At 33.3% G+C, this 20691-nt stretch carries 18 protein-coding genes; 4 read left to right on the top strand and 14 right to left on the bottom strand.

The annotated features are described in order from the left end of the window. Positions 1–69: 69 nt before the first annotated feature. From pepF to spxA, 4 genes are all read right to left on the bottom strand, one after another. Positions 70–1878, bottom strand: a complete 1809-nt coding sequence (gene pepF / locus AST02_RS12370; RefSeq protein ID WP_069818037.1) for an oligoendopeptidase F — start codon at positions 1876–1878, stop codon at positions 70–72. Positions 1879–1932: 54 nt separating this feature from the next. Then, entirely contained in the window at positions 1933–2931 is a 999-nt protein-coding gene (locus AST02_RS12365) for a competence protein CoiA (protein ID WP_069818036.1), read from the bottom strand. Between the two features lie 179 nt (positions 2932–3110). Then, complete coding sequence (gene mecA / locus AST02_RS12360) at positions 3111–3830, bottom strand: adaptor protein MecA (RefSeq protein WP_069818035.1); 720 nt, start codon at positions 3828–3830, stop codon at positions 3111–3113. A 345-nt stretch (positions 3831–4175) separates the two neighbouring features. Next, positions 4176–4571, bottom strand: a complete 396-nt coding sequence (spxA, locus tag AST02_RS12355; RefSeq protein ID WP_002483765.1) for a transcriptional regulator SpxA — start codon at positions 4569–4571, stop codon at positions 4176–4178. Between the two features lie 304 nt (positions 4572–4875). Between spxA and trpS the strand changes: the two genes are divergently transcribed. Further along, entirely contained in the window at positions 4876–5865 is a 990-nt protein-coding gene (gene trpS / locus AST02_RS12350) for a tryptophan--tRNA ligase (RefSeq protein ID WP_069818034.1), read from the top strand. A 284-nt stretch (positions 5866–6149) separates the two neighbouring features. On the opposite strand, the gene AST02_RS12345 is transcribed toward trpS, so the two are convergent. The 5 genes from AST02_RS12345 to opp3b are packed head-to-tail and all read right to left on the bottom strand — an operon-like array spanning position 6150 to position 11851. Further along, positions 6150–7802, bottom strand: a complete 1653-nt coding sequence (locus tag AST02_RS12345; protein ID WP_069818033.1) for a peptide ABC transporter substrate-binding protein — start codon at positions 7800–7802, stop codon at positions 6150–6152. Positions 7803–7822: 20 nt separating this feature from the next. After that, positions 7823–8767, bottom strand: coding sequence for an ABC transporter ATP-binding protein (locus AST02_RS12340; RefSeq protein WP_069818032.1), 945 nt, complete (start codon positions 8765–8767; stop codon positions 7823–7825). Continuing rightward, on the bottom strand, positions 8757–9839 hold the full coding sequence (locus AST02_RS12335) for an ABC transporter ATP-binding protein (protein ID WP_069818031.1): 1083 nt from the start codon (positions 9837–9839) through the stop codon (positions 8757–8759). The genes AST02_RS12340 and AST02_RS12335 overlap by 11 nt, the downstream gene beginning before the upstream one ends. A gap of 18 nt (positions 9840–9857) precedes the next feature. Next, a complete protein-coding gene (gene opp3C, locus AST02_RS12330) occupies positions 9858–10925 on the bottom strand; it encodes an oligopeptide ABC transporter permease (RefSeq protein ID WP_069818030.1) in 1068 nt (355 codons plus the stop codon). Then, positions 10925–11851 (bottom strand): oligopeptide ABC transporter permease, encoded by a 927-nt coding sequence (opp3b, locus tag AST02_RS12325; RefSeq protein ID WP_069818029.1) that lies wholly within the window; start codon positions 11849–11851, stop codon positions 10925–10927. The genes opp3C and opp3b overlap by 1 nt, the downstream gene beginning before the upstream one ends. A gap of 244 nt (positions 11852–12095) precedes the next feature. Between opp3b and AST02_RS12320 the strand changes: the two genes are divergently transcribed. Beyond that, a complete protein-coding gene (locus tag AST02_RS12320; RefSeq protein ID WP_069818028.1) occupies positions 12096–12470 on the top strand; it encodes a DUF3899 domain-containing protein in 375 nt (124 codons plus the stop codon). Positions 12471–12525: 55 nt separating this feature from the next. On the opposite strand, the gene AST02_RS12315 is transcribed toward AST02_RS12320, so the two are convergent. The 3 genes from AST02_RS12315 to AST02_RS12305 form a co-directional block, all read right to left on the bottom strand. Then, a complete protein-coding gene (locus AST02_RS12315; RefSeq protein WP_069818027.1) occupies positions 12526–13758 on the bottom strand; it encodes an MFS transporter in 1233 nt (410 codons plus the stop codon). Positions 13759–14023: 265 nt separating this feature from the next. Continuing rightward, positions 14024–15268: a beta-ketoacyl-ACP synthase II gene (gene fabF, locus AST02_RS12310; protein WP_069818026.1), complete on the bottom strand. Its 1245-nt coding sequence runs from the start codon at positions 15266–15268 to the stop codon at positions 14024–14026. A gap of 11 nt (positions 15269–15279) precedes the next feature. Then, on the bottom strand, positions 15280–16221 hold the full coding sequence (locus tag AST02_RS12305; protein ID WP_069818025.1) for a beta-ketoacyl-ACP synthase III: 942 nt from the start codon (positions 16219–16221) through the stop codon (positions 15280–15282). Positions 16222–16454: 233 nt separating this feature from the next. Here AST02_RS12305 and AST02_RS12300 point away from each other — a divergent pair, with 233 nt between their 5' ends. Beyond that, positions 16455–16649, top strand: coding sequence for a DUF2929 family protein (locus AST02_RS12300; protein WP_069818024.1), 195 nt, complete (start codon positions 16455–16457; stop codon positions 16647–16649). An 89-nt stretch (positions 16650–16738) separates the two neighbouring features. On the opposite strand, the gene AST02_RS14420 is transcribed toward AST02_RS12300, so the two are convergent. Both AST02_RS14420 and clpB read right to left on the bottom strand, forming a co-directional pair. Further along, positions 16739–16903 carry a hypothetical protein gene (locus tag AST02_RS14420; RefSeq protein ID WP_176721526.1) on the bottom strand — a complete coding sequence of 55 codons (165 nt, stop codon included), beginning with the start codon at positions 16901–16903 and terminating at the stop codon, positions 16739–16741. Positions 16904–17183: 280 nt separating this feature from the next. Continuing rightward, positions 17184–19793, bottom strand: coding sequence for an ATP-dependent chaperone ClpB (clpB, locus tag AST02_RS12295; RefSeq protein ID WP_069818023.1), 2610 nt, complete (start codon positions 19791–19793; stop codon positions 17184–17186). A 287-nt stretch (positions 19794–20080) separates the two neighbouring features. Between clpB and AST02_RS12290 the strand changes: the two genes are divergently transcribed. After that, positions 20081–20500: a nuclear transport factor 2 family protein gene (locus tag AST02_RS12290; protein WP_069818022.1), complete on the top strand. Its 420-nt coding sequence runs from the start codon at positions 20081–20083 to the stop codon at positions 20498–20500. Positions 20501–20691 lie beyond the last annotated feature (191 nt).

Raw genomic sequence — 20691 nt, 5'->3', positions numbered from 1 at the left:
TTCAACCATTTAGTTTAAATAAAATCACTTTGTCACAAACTTGTCATATTGAAAACGAATACATTCACACTAAGCTTTCATAAGCTTTTCAAAAGCGTCTAATTTTTGTTCGAATACTTGGCAAGCTTGTTCAATTGGTTCAGGAGTTGTCATATCTACACCTGCATTTTTAAGTATTTCAATTGGGTAATCTGAGCTACCTTTTTTCAAGAATTCATTAATATATCTGTCCACTGCTGGTTGGCCTTCAGCCAAAATTTGACGACTTAAACTTTGAGCTGCACTATATCCAGTTGCATATTGATACACATAATAATTCATATAGAAGTGAGGAATTCTTGACCATTCTTTACTAATATCTTCATCTGTTTCAACAGAATCACCAAAGTATTGTCTATTCAATTCTGCGTATTCTTCATTCATACGGTTTGCTGTAAGTGGTTCTCCTGCCTCTTCGATTTGATGAATCTTATGCTCAAATTCAGCAAACATTGTCTGTCTAAATAATGTTGCACGGAAACGTTCAAGTTCTTGATTAAGTAATAATAGTCTACGTTCATCATCTAAATGTTTGTCCATGTAGTCGCTTAATAATGCTTCATTACATGTAGAAGCTACTTCTGCTACAAAAATTGTATAACCACTTGAATTGGCTGGCTGGTTTTGACGACTGAAATAACTATGTGCAGAGTGACCAAATTCATGCACTAATGTATATAAATCACTCACTGTATTGGACCAATTTAATAATATAAAGGGATTAGTTAAATGCGCACCTGAAGAATAACCACCTGAGCGTTTACCTTTATTTTCGTATACGTCTACCCAGCGATGATTCAACCCTTCTTCAACAACTTTCATATATTCTTCGCCCATAGGTTGTAAAGCTTTTACCATCCAATCTTTAGCTTCTTCATACGGCATTTCAAATTTCACATCTTTAACTAAAGGTGTATAAAGATCGTACATCTTCATATCTTCTAAACCTAATAAGTCTTTACGTAATTTCGTATAACGATGTAATAATGGTAAGTAGTTATGCACAGTTTTAACTAAATTATCATATACTTCTTCTGGTATATGATTATTACTTAATGCTGCTGCTCTTGCAGTTTCGTAATTATGTGTTTTGGCATTAAACACATTCTTTTTCACTTCGCCAGCTAAAGTTGCGCTTAATGTATTGTTAAATGAACCATAGGCTTTATATAAATTTTCAAATGCAGATTTACGTAAAATACGATCATCTGATTCTAAACATTTTATAAACGTACCTTGAGTTAATGAATGATGATTACCATCTTTATCAATTGCATCTTCAAATTCTAAATCAGCGTTACTAAACATACCATATACATTATCTGATGTTGCTAAAGCATCTTGTGCCTCAGTAAGTAATTTTTCTTTATCTGCACTTAAAACATGAGGTCGTTTTTCATTAATCAGTTTCAAATCAAATGCATAACGTTTTAAATCATCATTAGATTCAATGAAATTTTGGATTTGTGCTTCATCAATTTGTAAAATTTCTGGAACTAAGAAACTCCATCCAGAACTAAATTTAATAATAAGTTGATGTGCACGTGACTCGTATCCCGTGTACTTATCATTTGCAGTATCTTGATCTTGTTTTAGATGTGCATATACGTATACTTTTTCTAATTGAGAACCCAGTTCGTCTTCTAAAGCTAATGCGTTATAAAGTGTTTCTGCACTATCAGCTAAATGACCTCTAAATTGTTCTTCTTGTCCTATGTTATTTTCCACTTCTTTAAATGCTGCTTCAAAAGCCTCATCTGATTCGAAAATAGTAGTTAAGTCCCATGTATATTCAGGGTATTTACGTTCTTGTTCTTCTCTTGTTAATTGTTCAGTCATAATATTAAGTAAACCTCCTATAAAGTTCATTATTATAATTTTCTCACGTAACAATCATTTTTGCACGTTATTACGTCCAATGCTATAATTCAATTTCTGAAATTTCCTAACCATTTCCCTAGCAATTTCTTCCTTATTAACATCCCCTGTATAAAATTCATTATACTCAATTAATTTTATAAAATCACTTAACTTAAATTGTACATGCTTTAACATAAATAGAAGTTGTAATTGCCAATATACTGGATGAGATTTCACATATAATTGTTCTGGGAAAATGATACCAAGATGTTTACTTACCCATGACTCTGATAATTGTAATTGGTACATAACGCTAAGACTCGGCTCAAGTACCGAACGTCTATTACGACAATGCTTCAAGTATTTAATGATTGCAGTTTCACTTAACTTTAAAGTTAAATTGTTATATTGAATATCTACATGAGTCGAGTTATGTATCAAAGCATCATTTGGAACAATCTCTCTTTTCGCAACATAACGTTTGCCACCAAGATATTGTAATATCTTATATTTGTACAGTTCTTGTGTGTAATCATTCCAAGCAATTAAATGGCGGTCTTTTAAATTAATATAAGTCCGTTCATAAGTTGTAAGCATTAAAATTTTTGTTATCTTATCATAACTTGGATTATTAATAATCCATACAACATCTAGTCCACATTTTTGTAAGGATATACTGCGTTTTTTTATATTTGATATCGTAATTCGTGAAAATTGTATTTCAATTGCTATACTGTGATTTATGATTAAATCAGGGTATTGATAACATCCTGTAATATAAGGTTCTATGGCAACATCATAATTATATTTTTCAAACCATTGAGCAAGATAGTATTTAAGACGATAGTGTTCATAAGTTTCTCCTTTATTGCATGTAAGCTCCCTTTTACTTACATGGGCAAAATGAGGTGCAATGAATTGGCCTTTTTTAAATATAACTTTATTATTACAATGCGGACACGTATATTGATGCCCTTTTTGAGCAATCATTGCTGATATGATTTGGTTACTTTCATTTCTTGCACATAACATAATTTTACCACCTCATTTTATTACACTGTTACAAACGAATCATTACTTTTAAAATATAGTAATGATAGAAAATGATTTATATACCACTGACAATTGAACATAAATAAAATAAGGTACACAAAAAGACCTGCTGAAAATTAAATTTCAACAGGTCTCAATTTTAAATAAAAAAATTTATATTATTCTGTCGCACTTGGGAAATAACGACGTACTTGCGACGCAACATTATGACTCATAATAATTTTTGCATAGTCGTTTAAATATACTTCTGATTTGTCAGTAGGATATGCGAATTCAAGTAATTGACTATAACTATCATTAATTGATTCTTGATCCACTGTTTCATCAAAATGAACAGCATAGTAGTATATATTATTAAAACTGTATAATAAATCTTCAAAGTCATCTACTGATTGATTGTTGTGATGTGCATAATCAATAACTTCTTCTAAATCGTTAAATTTAACAATTACTGTACGTGTGCTTTGTTGTTTATGGTCGTTATTTTCTTGATCGTGGTTGCTTTCTTTTTGTTGTTGACGTTGTTCAAATAAATCTTCTAAACTATCATCTTGATCAAACGTCTGTGATAATAAATCGTTCACTTGATAATCAAGTTGTTCGTTATCACCATTCTCTGACATATTAATAAGGTCTTCATTTTTAGATTTAGATATTGTTACTTCAACACCTTTTTCAAAAGCATGTACTTGTATCCATAAAGGGCCTTCAACTACAAAATCTTCTTCTTCGTTGACTTCTTCCATCATGTTCCAAAAGAACTCTTCACCACGCTTACGATTTGTCCACAAATCCTCACGTTTAAAACCTCTAGCCTCTATATCACTATATGTTATAAATAATTTAACAGTAGTATCGTCAACACGCTCTATTCTCATATCATCTCACTCCTTACAGTCGATGAATAGTAATCATTATTGTATTAGAACGTAGTAATAATTACAATTGATTTGTTTCATTAATTTTTACTATTTCCTAATTGGTCTCTTATATTAACACATACCCTAACATAAGCCAAAAAAACAGCACTAATTACCAAGTGCTGTTTCGCTTTTATCATTCTTCAATCAAATGGCCCATTGTTTTTAAAAGTCTTGAAATATAAAATAATCGGTTCATTTGACTTCACTCTGAGTCTATTTGTTATGCTAAATATAATAAAGCCATAAAGCAACATCATAAATATGCTACTTTATGGCCAATATTGTAAATTATAATTTGTTTTAGTCAACCATACGTTGCGCTTCTTGTAATTGGAACGTACGTACTTTTCTTGGTAAGAAACGTCTGATTTCATCTTCGTTATAACCAACTTGTAAACGTTTTTCGTCTAAAATAATTGGACGACGTAATAAACCAGGGTTATCTTGAATAATTGAATATAAATCTTGAAGCGGTAATGCGTCTATATCAACGTTTAACTTTTGGTAAGTCTTAGAACGTGTAGATATAATTTCATCTGTTCCGTCTTCAGTCATTTTTAAAATTTGTTTGATTTCGTCAATTGTTAAGTGTTCTGAAAAAATGTTACGCTCCGTATACGGAATGTCATGTTCTTGTAACCATGCTTTCGCTTTACGGCAAGATGTGCAACTTGGTGAAGTAAATAATGTTACCATACATCTCACTCTCCTATTTTTCATGAATTTAAATTCATTAGATTTCAATATTTATATGATTAAGAAACTTTCAAGTAAACTTCGTCTTCCTTAACCTTACAATCAAAGTATACCCTTTCAACATTAAAATTAAATGAGAATTCTTTAATTTTTATCAAAAAATTTAAAATAAAAGCAATTCTCAATAAATTCGGATAGAAATATTGATATGTCTATAGTTTAACATAAATTACAAATGATTGAAATACTGTTATAATGTAGGTAATATGTATTAAATTAAATTTTAGAAGGTAGGCATCTAAAAATGGAAACATTATTTTCAGGTATCCAGCCCAGTGGTATTCCAACACTTGGTAATTACATTGGTGCATTGAAACAATTTGGTGAAGTCCAAGACGATTACAATTGTTTCTTCTGCATCGTGGATCAGCACGCAATTACTGTTCCACAAGATCGTTTGAAGTTACGTAAACAAACAAGACAGCTTGCAGCGATTTATTTAGCTTCTGGTATCGACCCAGAGAAATCCACATTATTCATACAATCAGAAGTACCAGCGCATATACAGGCGAGTTGGATGCTCACTACGATCTCTTCTATTGGAGAATTGGAACGTATGACACAATTTAAAGATAAAGCTACAAAACAGACTGAAGGTGTTCCAGCAGGTTTACTTACATATCCACCTTTAATGGCTGCAGACATTATAATCTATAACACGAATATTGTCCCTGTGGGCGACGACCAAAAGCAACATATAGAATTAACAAGAAATTTAGTAGATAGATTTAATTCTCGTTTTAACGATATATTAATTAAACCCGAAATACGCATACCAAAAGTGGGTGGTCGTGTCATGAGTTTACAGGATCCGACTAGAAAAATGAGTAAAAGTGATGATAATCAAAAGAACTTTATTTCCTTACTTGACCAACCAAATACTGCAGCTAAAAAAATCAAAAGTGCAGTAACTGATTCAGATGGTATTATAAAATTTGATAGAGAGAACAAACCAGGTATTTCTAATTTATTATCCATTTATTCTAGTTTAACTGATGAATCTCTAGAATCATTACAAATTAAATATAAAGACTCTAATTATGGCGTGTTTAAATCAGATTTAGCAGAAATCGTAAAAACATTCTTAACAGATTTTCAAGAAAAATATGAGTATTACTTTAATTCAGATGAATTAGATACTATTTTAGATAATGGTAGAGATAAAGCTCAAAAAGTTTCTTTCAAAACATTGAAGAAAATGGAAAAAGCTATGGGCTTAGGTCGTAAAAGATAATTATAACGGGCACATTCTATTTGATTAGAATATGTTGAAATGCCAACAAAGTCAGTAACTTTGTTGGCATTTTTTGTGTTAGCTTTCCATAATTACTGTCTCATTCTGAAGTCTTCAGCCAGTGCTTTAAATACATGTATAACTAATTGAGCAAGAAATGTTGTCTCAATTTCAAATAGTAATAACTAGTAAAATTTAGTTTAATATACAAAGTAAACAGCACACCAACCTTATGTTGATGTGCTGTTTGTAATTTTTATTTTGTTTTTCAAAAACTATACTAGTTATTCTTTCTTTTCACCAGTTTCGCGATCAATACTCTTATCTATTTTTACATTTTTCAGAGATGTATCTCCACCAATTTGGTGATAGATTAAGCCTTTAACTTGTGGATTTGTTAAATGCGCTTCCCCTTTTTGATAAATCGGTGCGACTGGTGCGTCATTTAGCATGATTTCTTCAGCTTTCTTCATAGCAGCATTACGTTCTTCTGGTTTTTTCAATAGTTCGCCATTAGCGTCTTTCACTAATTTGTCATATTCTTTGCTGCCCCATCCAGTATTATTTTGAGCGTTACCAGTTGTCATAATATTTAAGAATGTTAATGGGTCTGGATAGTCTGGTCCCCAACCTGATAATGAAGCTTCAAAAGTTTCTGATGATTCTTGATTTAAACGTTGTTTAAATGGCAATTGTTTGATTTTCAATGTCACACCAGGCAACGTTTTTTCTACTTGAGCTTTGATATACTCAGCTGAAATTTTTGCATCCGGTGTATCTTCTGTATTCATCGTAAATGTCAGATCTTTTATACCCAAGTCTTTTTTAGCTTTTTCATAATGTTCTTTTGCCTCTTTCGGGTTATATGTTAATGGTGAATCGATAGATTCTGTAAAATCTTTACCATCAGGTGTTTCGGCAGTTAATTTAGCTGTGAAACCATCTGTAGCTTCAGAACCATTATTTTTCACTGAGTTAACATAACCTTCCTTATCGATAGATTGCGCTATCGCAAGCCTCATATCCTTGTTTTTAAATGCAGGGACATTGTCTTGGCTTAACTTAATATAAAATGTACTTGCTAGCAAGCGTTTTTTTAGACCAGGGTTATCTGAGTATTTCTCTACTTGGTCTGCAGTAATTGTAGTATCATCAACCGATCCCGTATCGTATAAAGAAGCACCAGCTTGTTGGTCTTTTAACACTTTATAATTTACTCGGTCTAAATGAACTTCTTTTTTATCCCAATAGTTTTTGTTTTTCACAAGTTGAATTTTATCTTCAACTTTCCAATCTTTGACTTTAAATGGACCATTAAATACAGTTTTGTCAGCGGTAGTCGCATATTGTTGACCGTTCTTTTTAACAACTTTTTCATTTTGTGGCATAAATGTACCGAAAGCGAACATTTCATTAATATACGGGATTGGTTTATTTAATTCCACCTTTAATGTATGGTCATCTAGTGCTTTTACACCTAATTCATCTACATCTTTTTTACCCATATTAATATCTTCCGCATTTTTCAAATCGTACATAATATAGGCATACTCAGATGCTGTTTCAGGATTCACTACGCGCTTCCAGGCAAACTCGAAGTCATGCGCAGTAACTGGATCCCCATTCGACCATTTCGCATCTTTACGCAATTCAATCGTTAACGTTTTACCGCCATTACTTTCTTTAGGCAATGCTTTAGCCACACCTGGTTGTGCTTTATCATCTTTATCTAATGTATATAGTCCTTCATAAATTTGATTATATAAATCAAATGTTACTGTATCAGTTGCCAATGCAGTATCTAATGATGAAATATCTTGCGGTAATACTTTTCTAAATACTTGTCCTTTATCTGAGTACACACCCTCAGCACTACCACAACCTGCTAATACTACTGTCAGCGCAATAAGTATCGTAAATAACTTAAATTTTTTCATCGTAATCCCCCTTTCCCCTTTTATACAGACGTCTCATGTGTTTCAGATTGCAGTGCTTCCGCTTCTTCATCTGTTGTAAATACATAGTGTTTTGGTCGTACTTCATGCAATGAACGTTTGTCATTGTTTTCTGCGTCTTCTTTAAAAACTGTTCTCTTTCTCACTCTTTCACTTTCAGGGTCTGGCTGAGGTACAGCAGAAAGCAAAGATTTGGTATAAGGATGCATAGGATGATGATAAATTTCATCCGCACTGCCTAATTCAACGATTTTACCAAAATGCATTACTGCAATTCTGTCAGAAATGTATTTCACCATTGAAAGATCATGAGCAATGAATAAGAATGTAATGCCACGCTCTTTCTGTAATTTTAATAACAAATTTACAACCTGTGCTTGGATAGAAACGTCTAATGCAGATATCGGTTCATCAGCGATAATAAACTCTGGCTGAACTGCTAATGCACGTGCAATACCAATACGTTGACGTTGTCCCCCAGAAAATTCATGCGGGTAACGGTTGGCATGCTCTTTACTTAAACCTACTGTTTCCAATAAGTCATAAACACGTTTCTTACGATCTTTAACACCGGAAGCAAGTTTATGTATATCAATACCTTCAGCTACGATATCCATAACTTTTAAACGTGGATTTAATGATGCATAGGGATCTTGAAAGATCATTTGTATTTTTTTATTAAATTTCAATGAGTCTTTACGATTTTTAATCTTTTGAATATCTACGCCTTCATATAGAATTTCTCCATCTGTAATATCATTCAATTTAATAATGGCTTTACCTGTAGTTGATTTACCACAGCCTGACTCTCCTACTAAGCCAAATGTTTCCCCTTTAAACACATCGAAAGAAATATTTTCGATGGCTCTAACTTCATTTCGCTTACCTTCATTAAAATATTGTTTTAAGTTTTTCACTTGTAATAGCACATCTTTATTATTCTCCATCGAACGACACCCTTTCTACTTGTTGAGGTTTATCGTAATTATTCGGCATTTTACGTAAACGCTTTTTCACCATTTCTGGTGGCTCGACATGAGGGGAACGTTCGTCCAACAACCACGATTTCACAAAATGTGTAGGCGATACTTGAAACCAAGGAGGTGGCGTCTTAAAATCTATATCTAATGCAAATTGACTACGCTCTGCAAAAGCATCTCCTTTAGGTGGATGTAATAAATCTGGCGGTGTTCCTGGAATAGCTAGCAATTCTGTTTCTGAACCTGTAGTTAAATCTGGCATAGATGATAATAATCCCCAAGTGTATGGATGCTTAGGATCATAGAATATTTCATCTACATCTCCAGTTTCTACCATTTGCCCCCCATACATTACTGCGACACGATCTGCGATATTCGCAACCACACCTAAGTCATGTGTAATGAATATAATTGATGTACTAATTTTATCTTGGAGCTCTTTCATCAACTCTAAAATTTGTGCCTGCATTGTTACATCCAGTGCAGTTGTTGGTTCATCAGCAATTAATACTTTAGGTTCACATGCAAGTGCTGTTGCAATAACGATTCTTTGTCGTTGTCCACCTGAGAATTGGTGCGGATAAGCAGAGAAACGTTTTTCTGCATTTGGTAAACCTACTAAATTTAATATTTCTAAAGCACGTTTTTTCGCATCTGTTTTATTATAATTTCTATGCTTCATCAATGGTTCCATAACTTGTTTGCCAATCTTCATCGTTGGGTTTAAAGAAGTCATTGGATCTTGGAAGATCATAGATATATCTTTACCTCTAAGTTTAATTAATTCTTGTTCTGATTTCTTTGCTAAATCTTCACCTAAGAAATTAATTTCACCTTTTTTAATTCTCCCTGCATCACCTTGAAATAATTTAGTGATTGCTTTCGTTGTTACTGATTTCCCTGAACCAGACTCACCAACAATTGCGAGCGTTTCACCTTTATCGACAAAGAAATCAACACCTCTAACTGCTTGCACTTCCCCAGCGTCGATATCAAAGGAAACATGCAAATTACTCACTTCTAATACTCGTTCTGACATAAATGTTGCCCCCTTTTATTATCTGCGCATTTTAGGATCAAATGCATCGCGTAATCCATCACTAAATAAGTAGAAGAATAAAATTAATAAACTTAATATCACTGCTGGTATGAATAATTCATGAGGATGTATTAACAACATCGCTCTACCATCATTTACTAACGAACCTAATGACGTCTTAGGTGCTGGTACACCAATACCAATGAAACTTAGGAATGCTTCGAAGAATATGGCATTTGGTACTGTAAACATAGAAGTTACTACGATAACGCCAAGTGTATTAGGTAAAATATGTTTGAATATTAATTTTAGTTTTGATGCCCCTAATGTTGTAGATGCTAAAACAAATTCTTGTGTTTTTAACTTTAAGAATTCACCACGTACCACACGACTCATACCAATCCAACCGGTAAGTGCCATGGCTAAAATGATGGTCCAAATAGATGGCTCGAAAATTAATACGAATAAGATAACCACAATCAGTGTAGGTATCGAAGCAACCACTTCTATAATACGCTGCATGACATTATCTATCCGTCCGCCAAAGAATCCAGATATTGCCCCGTACACAACACCTATAAATATATCGAGCAAAGCTGCTACTACACCAATGAATAAGGATACTTGCGCGCCTTGCCAAGTTCTTGACCATAAATCTCTACCTAACTGATCTGTACCAAACCAAAAGTTCTCTGTAACGCCTGCTTCTTTATAAGCATCGACACCTTTTGCGCCTTCACCATCAAATGGCAAGAATGGTATTTTATCTAGCACAGGTATTTTAGCTGGTAAGTTACGTCTATCTACATCTTGTTCAGCATAATCATGTGAACTTAATAACGGACCAATTAATGCAAATAATACGATGAGGATTAAACCAATCATCCCAACTACCGCTAGTTTATTTCGTTTCAGTTGCGTCCATGCATCTTGCCAAAAGTTTTTACTTTCTCTTTGCATTTCCGGTTCTTTTTCAATGTCATTCTTGCTTCTAATAAAATCAGAAGCCGGTATACCTTCTGAAGTATGTGTCATAACTGCATTTGAATGATCATCTGTTAATTTTTCATCTCTTTTATCAGCCATTATTTTTTACCCCCTTGTACACGGATACGCGGATCAATTAAACCGTATAAAATATCTACAATGAAAATGGAGACAATAAACAATGTACTGAATAAAATTGTCGTCGCCATGATAACTGGGAAGTCATTCGTAGTGATTGATCTCACGAATTGGTCCCCTAACCCTGGCACACCGAAAATATTTTCAATTGTCAAAGTACCAGTTAAGATACTTGCTAACATCGGTACAATAATCGTAATAACCGGTATCAATGCATTCCGTAATGCATGTCCAAATAGTACTCTCATTGTTGAATTACCTTTTGCACGTGCTAACAAGATATAATCTGAACTTAAAACTTCTATCATCTCTGCTCTTATGTATCTTGCCACCGTCGCTAGTACTGCTGCCGATAGTGCTAATGATGGCAGTATCGCGGTCGATATGCCTTCCCAACCTGCAACTGGTAACCACTGTAATCTAACTGCAAATAAGTATTGTAACAATACTGCTAAAACAAATGATGGTACTGATACTGCAATAACCGAAATGACGGTGGCTGTATAATCGACCCAACTGTTTTGCCGTACTGCTGCTATAACCCCTAAAATCAACCCTAATATCACACCAATAACCATAGCTGTCAGTCCCATTTCAAGCGATGGTAATAATCTTGGTTGTATTAAGTCCCACACAGGTTGGTTATCATATTGGAATGAGTTACCAAAATCCCCTGTAACGACATTCTTTAAATAACTTGCATACTGTACTGGAACAGGTTCATTCAAACCATACTTTTCATTTAAAATTTGCTTCTGCTCTTCATTTAATTTTTCATCATTAAATGGTGAACCTGGCATAAGCTTCATTAAGAAAAATGTAATCGTAATGATTATGAATAATGATAAAATCATATATCCCAAACGCTTTAAAACATACTTAAGCATATTTTATCCCCCTTTAAATTCAGAATAAACATTCCCTTTAAAATATTCAGAATATTTATTAACATTATACTTTTCCTTTACCCGTAAAGCAATATTGTTTTGCTTTACATTATTAAAGACTTTTTAAACAATTTATTTTATAATCTTATACAAGTGTTGATATAATTGAATTTATAGAAGTTTATATTCATTTTTTAGGTTTATTAAGTTACAATAAATTTATTGTATAATTGGAGGAGTTAATTTGAAATACATAAAAAGTTTACTAATTTGGGTTATTTTTACACCTTTACTCTCTTTATTAGTCTGGTTATTTGCTTCACATACGTTAGTGCTTTATATTAATACCTTTTTCTATATTTCCATTTCATTGGCTATTATCTTCTTTATCGTTATCGTTGTTCAAGAAGGCATTTTAGATCCTACAAGCTATGGTTTTAGAAGACTAAAATATCAACTTACTAACAAAAAACATAAAGACACACTCGAAAATGATGAGTTTTTCAAACCGACGCAAGCAAAAAAAGAAAATTATTTTGTTACGCCATGGGTTAAAATTGCATTTGTATGTAATTTATTTTATTTATTACTCTCTATTGGTATTTCTTTTGCAATATAAAAGACTGCATTAGATATTGTTCATTTTTCCACAATACTCTAATACAGTCTTTTTATTATCTTGTTTCTATATTGGGGTTAAAGAATAAAGCATAGTAAAGTAAAACAAAACCGATTAATACAACTACTGCAACATAGACTGACATCATCCATGGCAGTAAAAATGCACCCAAAATTAATCCGAATCTAGATAATACATTGGCACCATAATATGAGACCATACCAAATGTAGAATACGTACTGCGCTTGTCATCAGGTATCATTAAAAAGCGTTGCGCATTTTGAATTGGTGAATAAATTAATTCTCCTAACGTGGCAATGATTGCAAATAAACACAATATCCAAAACGCACTGGCTGACGTCAATACACTATAACCAACCGTATACAATACTATACCGATGATAAAGACCACTCTTTTAGAAGTTTGCGCTATAAGTCGATTCACTGTAAAAGTTAACGTCGCTACCACAATCGTATTGATAATCATAATGACAGTAAACATCCTTACGCCATCTATGTAAAATCCTAAAAAATGAAAGACTTCAAACTCATCTTTCAATCTTACTACGACATATGAATTTAAACTGAGTTCTGCCATAAAAATCAGCATCATTCCTAAATTAAAAATCATATAGTATTTATCTTTTAGCACAACATGATAACTATTCACAAAATGTTTAAAGCGAGAGGTCAGTGGCTCTTTTTTATTATAAATTTGTTCTACATCATAATATTTTTCAAATAAATACCAACTCACTAACATAGCGAAGAAGAACATAATAAATAATAAATGCTTGTGACCTAAGTATAGTAATGCACCTAACATCATTCCTATCGCCGTACTAATATTAAACATCCAATAATTAACTTGATATACATATTCCCTTACCTCTTCGTATATCGCATCCATGATAGCCGCTTCAAAAATAGGTTGACTCGCCGCAAATAAAATTTCAAAAATAAATACAATAGCACAAAAAATAATTAAACCGATACCGTCCATAGTTACAGTTATACTTAATATAATTAAGCATATAGCATATAAGAAATGTATATAATTAACGACTCTCTTCCTATTATAATTGTCTCCTAAGTATCCACCTAGAAAAGACACGAAAAAACTAACAACAATATTTGTGATTAAAAAGGCACCGGCAAAAATCGCATTTGTTTTGCTCGTTAGATATAAAGCCATGAAGGGTAAAATCGCTTGACTCGCTACATTCAAGATGAAATCCGCTATTAGTCTTGTTTTCAAAGTGGTTGATAACGTCATAAATTTCTTCAAATCTCATCCCTCCTGACTCCGAAATTATTCCTATTATACATTAATTGTTTGTTGTGTACATACAATTTTCAAAATTAATATTTTTTCATCATAAAGTTAATAATGATAAATATGTATTCTAAGTGCAATTATCGGAAGCGTATTGATGCTGAAAAAATAAAATAAACCTAAAAAAACAGCCGGAATTTTAAATTCCGACTGTTTTCATTAATATATATCTTAGACATAATTCATTTTAACTCTTTTAAAATGAAAGTTTATAGATTTAATCAGCGAACTTTTTCAATACGATTACGGCATTGTGTCCACCGAAACCTAAACTATTACTCATCGCGTAATTAATTTCTAAGTCTTCCGCTTTGTTTGGTACAATATCAAGATCACATTCTGGATCTGGAGAATCTGCATGAATTGTTGGCGCTATACGACTATCTCTAATAGAAAGTGCAGAGAATATTGCCTCTAATCCACCTGTCGCACCAAGTAAATGACCTGTCATAGATTTCGTTGAACTTATCTTTAATGATGCAGCAGCTTGTCCAAACGTATTTTTAATTGCTTGGATTTCTGTTAGATCTCCAACTGGTGTACTTGTACCGTGTGCATTAAGATATTGCACTTCCTTAGCTTCTATACCAGCATCATCTAAAGCAGCTTGCATTGCACGTGAACCACCTTCGCCCTCTGGTGAAGGTGCAGTAATATGATGTGCGTCGCCACTTGAACCATAACCTACAACTTCAGCATAGATTTCTGCGCCACGCGCTTGAGCTGACTTTAGAGATTCAAGAACTACGACGCCAGCACCTTCGCCCATAATAAAACCATCACGACCTTCTTGGAATGGTCTACAAGCTGTTTCTTTATCATCATTTGTAGATAAGGCACGACTTGCACTGAAACCTGCTAACGCCATATGCGTTATAGGTGCTTCAGCTCCACCTGAAATCATTGCGTCTGCATCTCCACGTTGTATAACTTTAAATGCTTCACCAATTGAATTCGTACCTGTCGCACATGCAGTCACTGTCGCACCATTGGGTCCTTTAGCACCTAAATCAATTGATACTTGTCCTGCTGCCATGTCTGGAATAAGCATTGGTACAAAGAAAGGACTCACGCGTCTAGGGCCACGGTTTAATAATTGGCTATGTGAAATTTCAAATGTTTCCATACCGCCAATACCAGACCCAATCCATACACCTATTCTATTAGCAGTATCTTCGTTAATAACTAATTTAGCATCTTGTACTGCTTCTCTAGCTGCAACCACTGCGTACTGTGTAAAGCGATCCATGCGTCGTGCTTCTTTTTTAGGCATATGGTCTTCTATATTAAAATCTTTTAGCTCACTCGCTAAATGAACATTATAATCTGTTGTATCTACACGTGTAATCGTATCAATACCACTTACACCGTTTAGAGCATTATTCCATGATGTTTTTGCATCATTACCAAGAGGTGATAATGCTCCAACTCCTGTAATTACAACACGTTGTTCTTTGGTCATATTTTATCCTCCTATTTTCCCCATCTTAAAGTTACAGCGCCCCATGTAAGACCGCCACCAAATCCTACTAATACTAGAACATCATCATCTTTAATCTTGCCATTTTCTAATTCTTGAGAAATGCTTAACGGTATTGAAGCCGCTGAAGTATTCCCATATTTATCTACTGAAACACTCATTTTTTCTTTTGGAATGCCTAAGCGTTCTCGCGCTGATTCCATAATTCTTATATTTGCTTGATGTGGTACAAACATGTCAACGTCTTCAGGGGTTAAATTTGCTTTGGCTACTGCATTGTTAGACGCTTCACCCATAATTCTTACAGCAAATTTAAATACCTCGCGTCCGTTCATGGATATTTTTCCATTTTCAGGATTTAAATATAGATATTTACCGCCTGAACCATCTGAACCTAATTCATAGCTTAAAATACCACGTCCTTCAGATACTTCTCCAATTACAACTGCGCCAGCACCATCACCAAATAAAATTGCAGTTGAACGGTCTGTAAAATCAGTGATTTTAGATAATTTATCTGCACCAACAACAAGTATATTTTTATAGTCTCCTGATTGAACAAATTGCTTAGCATTTATCATGGCATACATAAACCCACTACATGCTGCAAGTTGATCCATTGATGCAACTTTGCCAACGCCTAATTTTTCTTGTAATATGTTAGCAACTGTAGGAAATGGAAAATCCCCAGTTGATGTTGCAACGATAATCATATCAATTTCTGATGCTTCGATATTCGCATCTTCTATCGCTTTTAAACTTGCATGATAAGCTAAATCTGAAGTTTCTTCATCTTCATCTGCCCATCTTCTTTCTTTAATGCCAGTCATTTGTGAAATCCATTTATCTGAAGTTTCTAAAAATGATTCAAAATAGGTATTGTCTACAACATTTTTAGGTGTGTATGCACCAAAACCTTTAATACCCACGTCCATGGTTGTACACCTTCTTATTTTTGATTTTAATTTTAATACCAGGTATTAATTTAACATAATACACATTTCAAATACAAGAACAACAGCTAACTTATAAGATGTTTTACAGATTAATTATAATTTAAACCTTCTATTATAACAATGTAAAACTATGAATCTAACTTTGCTACTATACAAATAGCGCTTTCTTATTTATAATGAACTTATATATATTATATTGGAGGCATTACATAATGAAATACCTCGCAACTTTATTTTGGTCTATTGTCTTATTGCAAATGATTAACTTTGTGCTTAATAGTTTAGCAGGTGGTGGCGAGCTCAACCTCATCACACCTATTGTAGGCGCGATATTTTTCACTGTTATTATTGTTTTATTTGAAATGGTTATTAAAGGCAATAATGATGATACAAAGGAACAACATTAGAGCGCGTCTATAATTAGACTCGTATAAAATGCCAACAAAGTCAGAGACTTTGTTGGCATTTTTTGTGCACGCTTTCCACGGGCACAATCTCATCCTGTAGTCAGCAGTCGCATCAAATCACTGTCAGCTTTTAAATCTTGATTGCTCATTTCTTCATTCATCTCTAATTTGAGCTTAGGTAAAATCTCTGTTTGTATGAGTTCTTCATAAAGTGATTTCGACTTTTCAATCACATTTTTATACTTCTTATACATAAGACACCTCGTTTTAAAGTTATGTTAGAGTAACTTTATTATACGAAAGTGGCTTATTTTTTTGTATGAATTTATATAATTGTACCGATTTTAACATAGAAAAGCAGCAATCCATTAGAAACTAATAGATTGCTGCTTTTAATTTGAGAATGGGATATTTATGTCTCAGACTCTTATCTACGTGATACACCATTCCTGTTATTGGGTTCGTATTATTATTTTAAGGTGACGCTCTATTTAAATGTTTTACTTATCAGAAGCTTGTTAATTAAAATTATACTTATTCCGTGTCTGGTTTAATTTCTTCAAATGTCAAACCATCATCCGATAAGTCTATGTTTACTTTCGTGCCTTCTGTTAAGTTTTCTTTAATCATTTTACGTGCCAACGGTGTTTCAATTTGTCTTTGAACAAAACGTTTCAATGGTCGAGCACCAAATTGTGGTTCATACGCTTCTTCACCTAGCCATGCTTTTGCTTTATCAGACACATCAATTGAGAGTCGTTGTGACATAAGTCTGATGTTCAATTGCGCTAATATTTTATCTACAATTAAACTCATATCTCCAATTGTTAATGGTTTAAAGAGTACAATATCATCCATACGATTGATAATTTCAGGTTTGAAGTATTGGTTTAAGCTATTCATCACAGCTTTTTCAGTTTCATCTGTGATGACACCTGCATCCTTAACGTTTTCTAATAGCACTTGAGAACCTATATTACTTGTCATAATAATAATTGTATTTTTAAAATCAACTTCTCGCCCTTTAGAATCCGTTAAACGACCTTCTTCTAATATTTGTAAAAGCACATTAAATACATCTGAATGCGCTTTTTCAATTTCATCTAACAATATCACTGAATATGGATTACGGCGAACAGCTTCTGTTAATTGTCCCCCCTCATCATGACCTACATAGCCTGGAGGCGCACCAATTAAACGTGAAACTGAGTGTTTTTCCATATATTCACTCATATCAATACGAATCATATGTTTTTCAGAATCAAATAACGTTGATGCTAATGATTTAGCTAGTTCTGTTTTACCGACACCTGTTGGACCTAAGAATAAGAAACTACCGATAGGTCTATTTGGGTCTTTAATACCTGCACGTGCTCTTACAACAGCGTCTGCAACTAAATCTACTGCTTTATCTTGTCCTACTACACGTTCATGTAAAATATCAGATAGATTTAATAATTTTTCTCTTTCAGTTTCAACAAGTTTAGATACTGGTATACCCGTCCAAGAACTAACGATATCGCCAATTTCTTCATCTGTTACTATTTCACGAATAATACGATCATTATCACCGTTTTGTTCGTTTTGGAATGCATCTTCAAGTTCACGTAATTCTTTTTCTAATTCTGGAATTTTACCATGTTGTAATTCCGCTGCTTTTTCTAAATCATAATTGTTTTCAGCATCTTCTAATGCTTTTCTACTTTCATCTAACTCTGTACGTTTTTCTTGTAGTTTTGCTATTTTACTTTTTTCTTCTTCAACACGAGATTGTATCGCATTTTGTTTTTCTTTTTCATTAGATAATTCTTGTTGCAATTCTTGTAAACGCTGTTTACTTAAATTGTCAGATTCATTTTTTAAGGCACTTTCTTCTATTTCTAATTGCATCACACGTCTATTGACTTGATCTAGTTCAGTAGGATTAGAACCCATTTCAGTACGGATTGTTGCACAAGCTTGATCCACTAAATCAATCGCTTTATCAGGTAAGAAACGATCTGTGATATAGCGATCTGATAATTCTGCAGCTGCTACGATTGCTTTGTCTTGTATACGGACACCGTGATACACTTCGTAACGCTCTTTTAGTCCACGTAAAATTGAAATTGTGTCTTCTACATCAGGTTCAGATACATTTACTTTTTGGAAACGACGTTCTAAAGCCGAATCTTTTTCAATATATTCTCTGTATTCATTTAACGTTGTTGCACCAATACAATGTAATTCACCGCGTGCAAGCATAGGTTTCAACATATTCCCAGCGTCCATAGCACCTTCTGTTTTACCCGCACCAACAAGCATATGGATTTCATCAATAAATAATAAAATTCTACCATCTGAATCTTTCACTTCTTTTAATACTGCTTTCAAACGTTCTTCAAATTCACCACGATATTTGGCACCTGCTACAAGTGCACTTAAATCTAATTCAAAAATCGTTTTATCTAGTAAAGATTCAGGCACATCTTTACGTACAATACGTTGGGCCAGACCTTCAACAATAGCTGTTTTACCAACACCAGGTTCACCAATCAATACTGGGTTGTTTTTTGTTTTTCTACTTAAAATTCTGACTGTATTTCTAATTTCTTCGTCACGACCAATGACTGGGTCCATATTACCTTTACGTACTTCTTCAACTAAATCGCGACCATATTTTTCTAATGCTTCATAATTTGATTCTGGATTTTGTGACGTCACGTGATTACCCCCTCTTATTTTTTTAATAATTTCTTTGATAACCTCTTTTTTGTTACCGATAAACTGTTTTGTTGTTTCATCAATTTCCATGGCAGAAAGTATAAGATGTTCCATAGATATATATTCATCTTCATAGGACTTCATATAAGATTCTGCTTTATTTATAAGTTCATTTGCTTTAGGACTGATGTATTGCCCATATTGAATGTTTTCTCCTTGAACCGATGGATAACTTTTTAATTTTTCATTATATGCTTTAACAAGTTGTTCTGTATCAATATTTGCTCTTTCTAGAACACTTTTAAATAAGCTTTCATTTTCTTCAAGTGCTGCTTTAAGCACAGCTTCAATTTCTATATTTTGATTCTCATTTTCTTTTGCCAATTCAACTGCTTTTTGTAAAGCACCTTGAACTGCATAGGTCATTTGATTAATATCCAAAATGATTCACCTCACCATTAAGAGTTTGATCAAAACAAATCAAGTTTGACTTTGACTTTCTTTGACCTTAATTTAATTATAGTCCTTTTCATTTAAATAATCAACAAATTAGTCTACATTTTAAAATTTATTTTATTCTTTTATAAGTCAATGTATATCAGTGTTTTGCCCATTTTCTACTACGCTTAAACACTGTTTTTATACTTTTAAATAACATTGTAAAAATTGGATTAAAATGTATACTCTGCTAGACTGCTTGTAACTTTACAATAAAGGATGTGTCCAAAATGACTGAAGAAATGAAAACGCCTGTGCCACCTTTCAATGCGCAGACCGCCTTACAAAAAGTGAAAATGGCAGAAACTGCATGGAATACTAGAAATCCAGAACAAGTGTGCTTAGCATATACAGAAGACTCAGTTTGGAGAAACCGTAGTGAATTTTTCGAAGGTCGTGAGCAAATTAAAGCATTTCTTTATAGAAAATGGGATAAAGAACTAGATTATAAATTAATGAAAGCATTGTGGTGCTATACTGACAATCGTATATCTGTTAGATTTGAATACGAATGGCGAGATGCAAGTACAAATCAGTGGATGCGTACACATGGTAATGAACATTGGGAATTTAATGCCAATGGACTCATGACAAGACGTGATATGAGTGCGAATGACTACCCTATTCATAAAGAAGATAAAAAATATTAAAGATAAAGATGCAATTCATCATAGTGCTACTTTATGACCACTCTTGACTAGTTAATACAGCACTAGTCAAAGACTACAGTTTGAAGCTATAGCCTTGGAAAACATGCATAAAAATGTCGACAAAGCATAAGACTTTGTCGACATTCTGAGCGTTCTCAAAAATTGGGGGCGTTTTTATATTACTTTTAATC

The sequence above is a fragment of the Staphylococcus equorum genome, assembly GCF_001747895.1.
Taxonomy (GTDB): Bacteria; Bacillota; Bacilli; order Staphylococcales; family Staphylococcaceae; genus Staphylococcus; species Staphylococcus equorum_A.
The sequence above is the reverse complement of the archived record's forward strand: the minus strand, read 5'-3'. Positions and strand labels throughout refer to the sequence as shown.

Excerpts from the sequence above, each read along its gene's own strand:
- pepF (WP_069818037.1), bottom strand. The coding sequence starts at position 1,878 with ATGACTGAACAATTAACAAGAGAAGAACAAGAACGTAAATACCCTGAA.
- AST02_RS12365 (WP_069818036.1), bottom strand. The coding sequence starts at position 2,931 with ATGTTATGTGCAAGAAATGAAAGTAACCAAATCATATCAGCAATGATT.
- mecA (WP_069818035.1), bottom strand. The coding sequence starts at position 3,830 with ATGAGAATAGAGCGTGTTGACGATACTACTGTTAAATTATTTATAACA.
- spxA (WP_002483765.1), bottom strand. The coding sequence starts at position 4,571 with ATGGTAACATTATTTACTTCACCAAGTTGCACATCTTGCCGTAAAGCG.
- trpS (WP_069818034.1), top strand. The coding sequence starts at position 4,876 with ATGGAAACATTATTTTCAGGTATCCAGCCCAGTGGTATTCCAACACTT.
- AST02_RS12345 (WP_069818033.1), bottom strand. The coding sequence starts at position 7,802 with ATGAAAAAATTTAAGTTATTTACGATACTTATTGCGCTGACAGTAGTA.
- AST02_RS12340 (WP_069818032.1), bottom strand. The coding sequence starts at position 8,767 with ATGGAGAATAATAAAGATGTGCTATTACAAGTGAAAAACTTAAAACAA.
- AST02_RS12335 (WP_069818031.1), bottom strand. The coding sequence starts at position 9,839 with ATGTCAGAACGAGTATTAGAAGTGAGTAATTTGCATGTTTCCTTTGAT.
- opp3C (WP_069818030.1), bottom strand. The coding sequence starts at position 10,925 with ATGGCTGATAAAAGAGATGAAAAATTAACAGATGATCATTCAAATGCA.
- opp3b (WP_069818029.1), bottom strand. The coding sequence starts at position 11,851 with ATGCTTAAGTATGTTTTAAAGCGTTTGGGATATATGATTTTATCATTA.
- fabF (WP_069818026.1), bottom strand. The coding sequence starts at position 15,268 with ATGACCAAAGAACAACGTGTTGTAATTACAGGAGTTGGAGCATTATCA.
- AST02_RS12305 (WP_069818025.1), bottom strand. The coding sequence starts at position 16,221 with ATGGACGTGGGTATTAAAGGTTTTGGTGCATACACACCTAAAAATGTT.
- AST02_RS12300 (WP_069818024.1), top strand. The coding sequence starts at position 16,455 with ATGAAATACCTCGCAACTTTATTTTGGTCTATTGTCTTATTGCAAATG.
- AST02_RS14420 (WP_176721526.1), bottom strand. The coding sequence starts at position 16,903 with ATGTATAAGAAGTATAAAAATGTGATTGAAAAGTCGAAATCACTTTAT.
- AST02_RS12290 (WP_069818022.1), top strand. The coding sequence starts at position 20,081 with ATGACTGAAGAAATGAAAACGCCTGTGCCACCTTTCAATGCGCAGACC.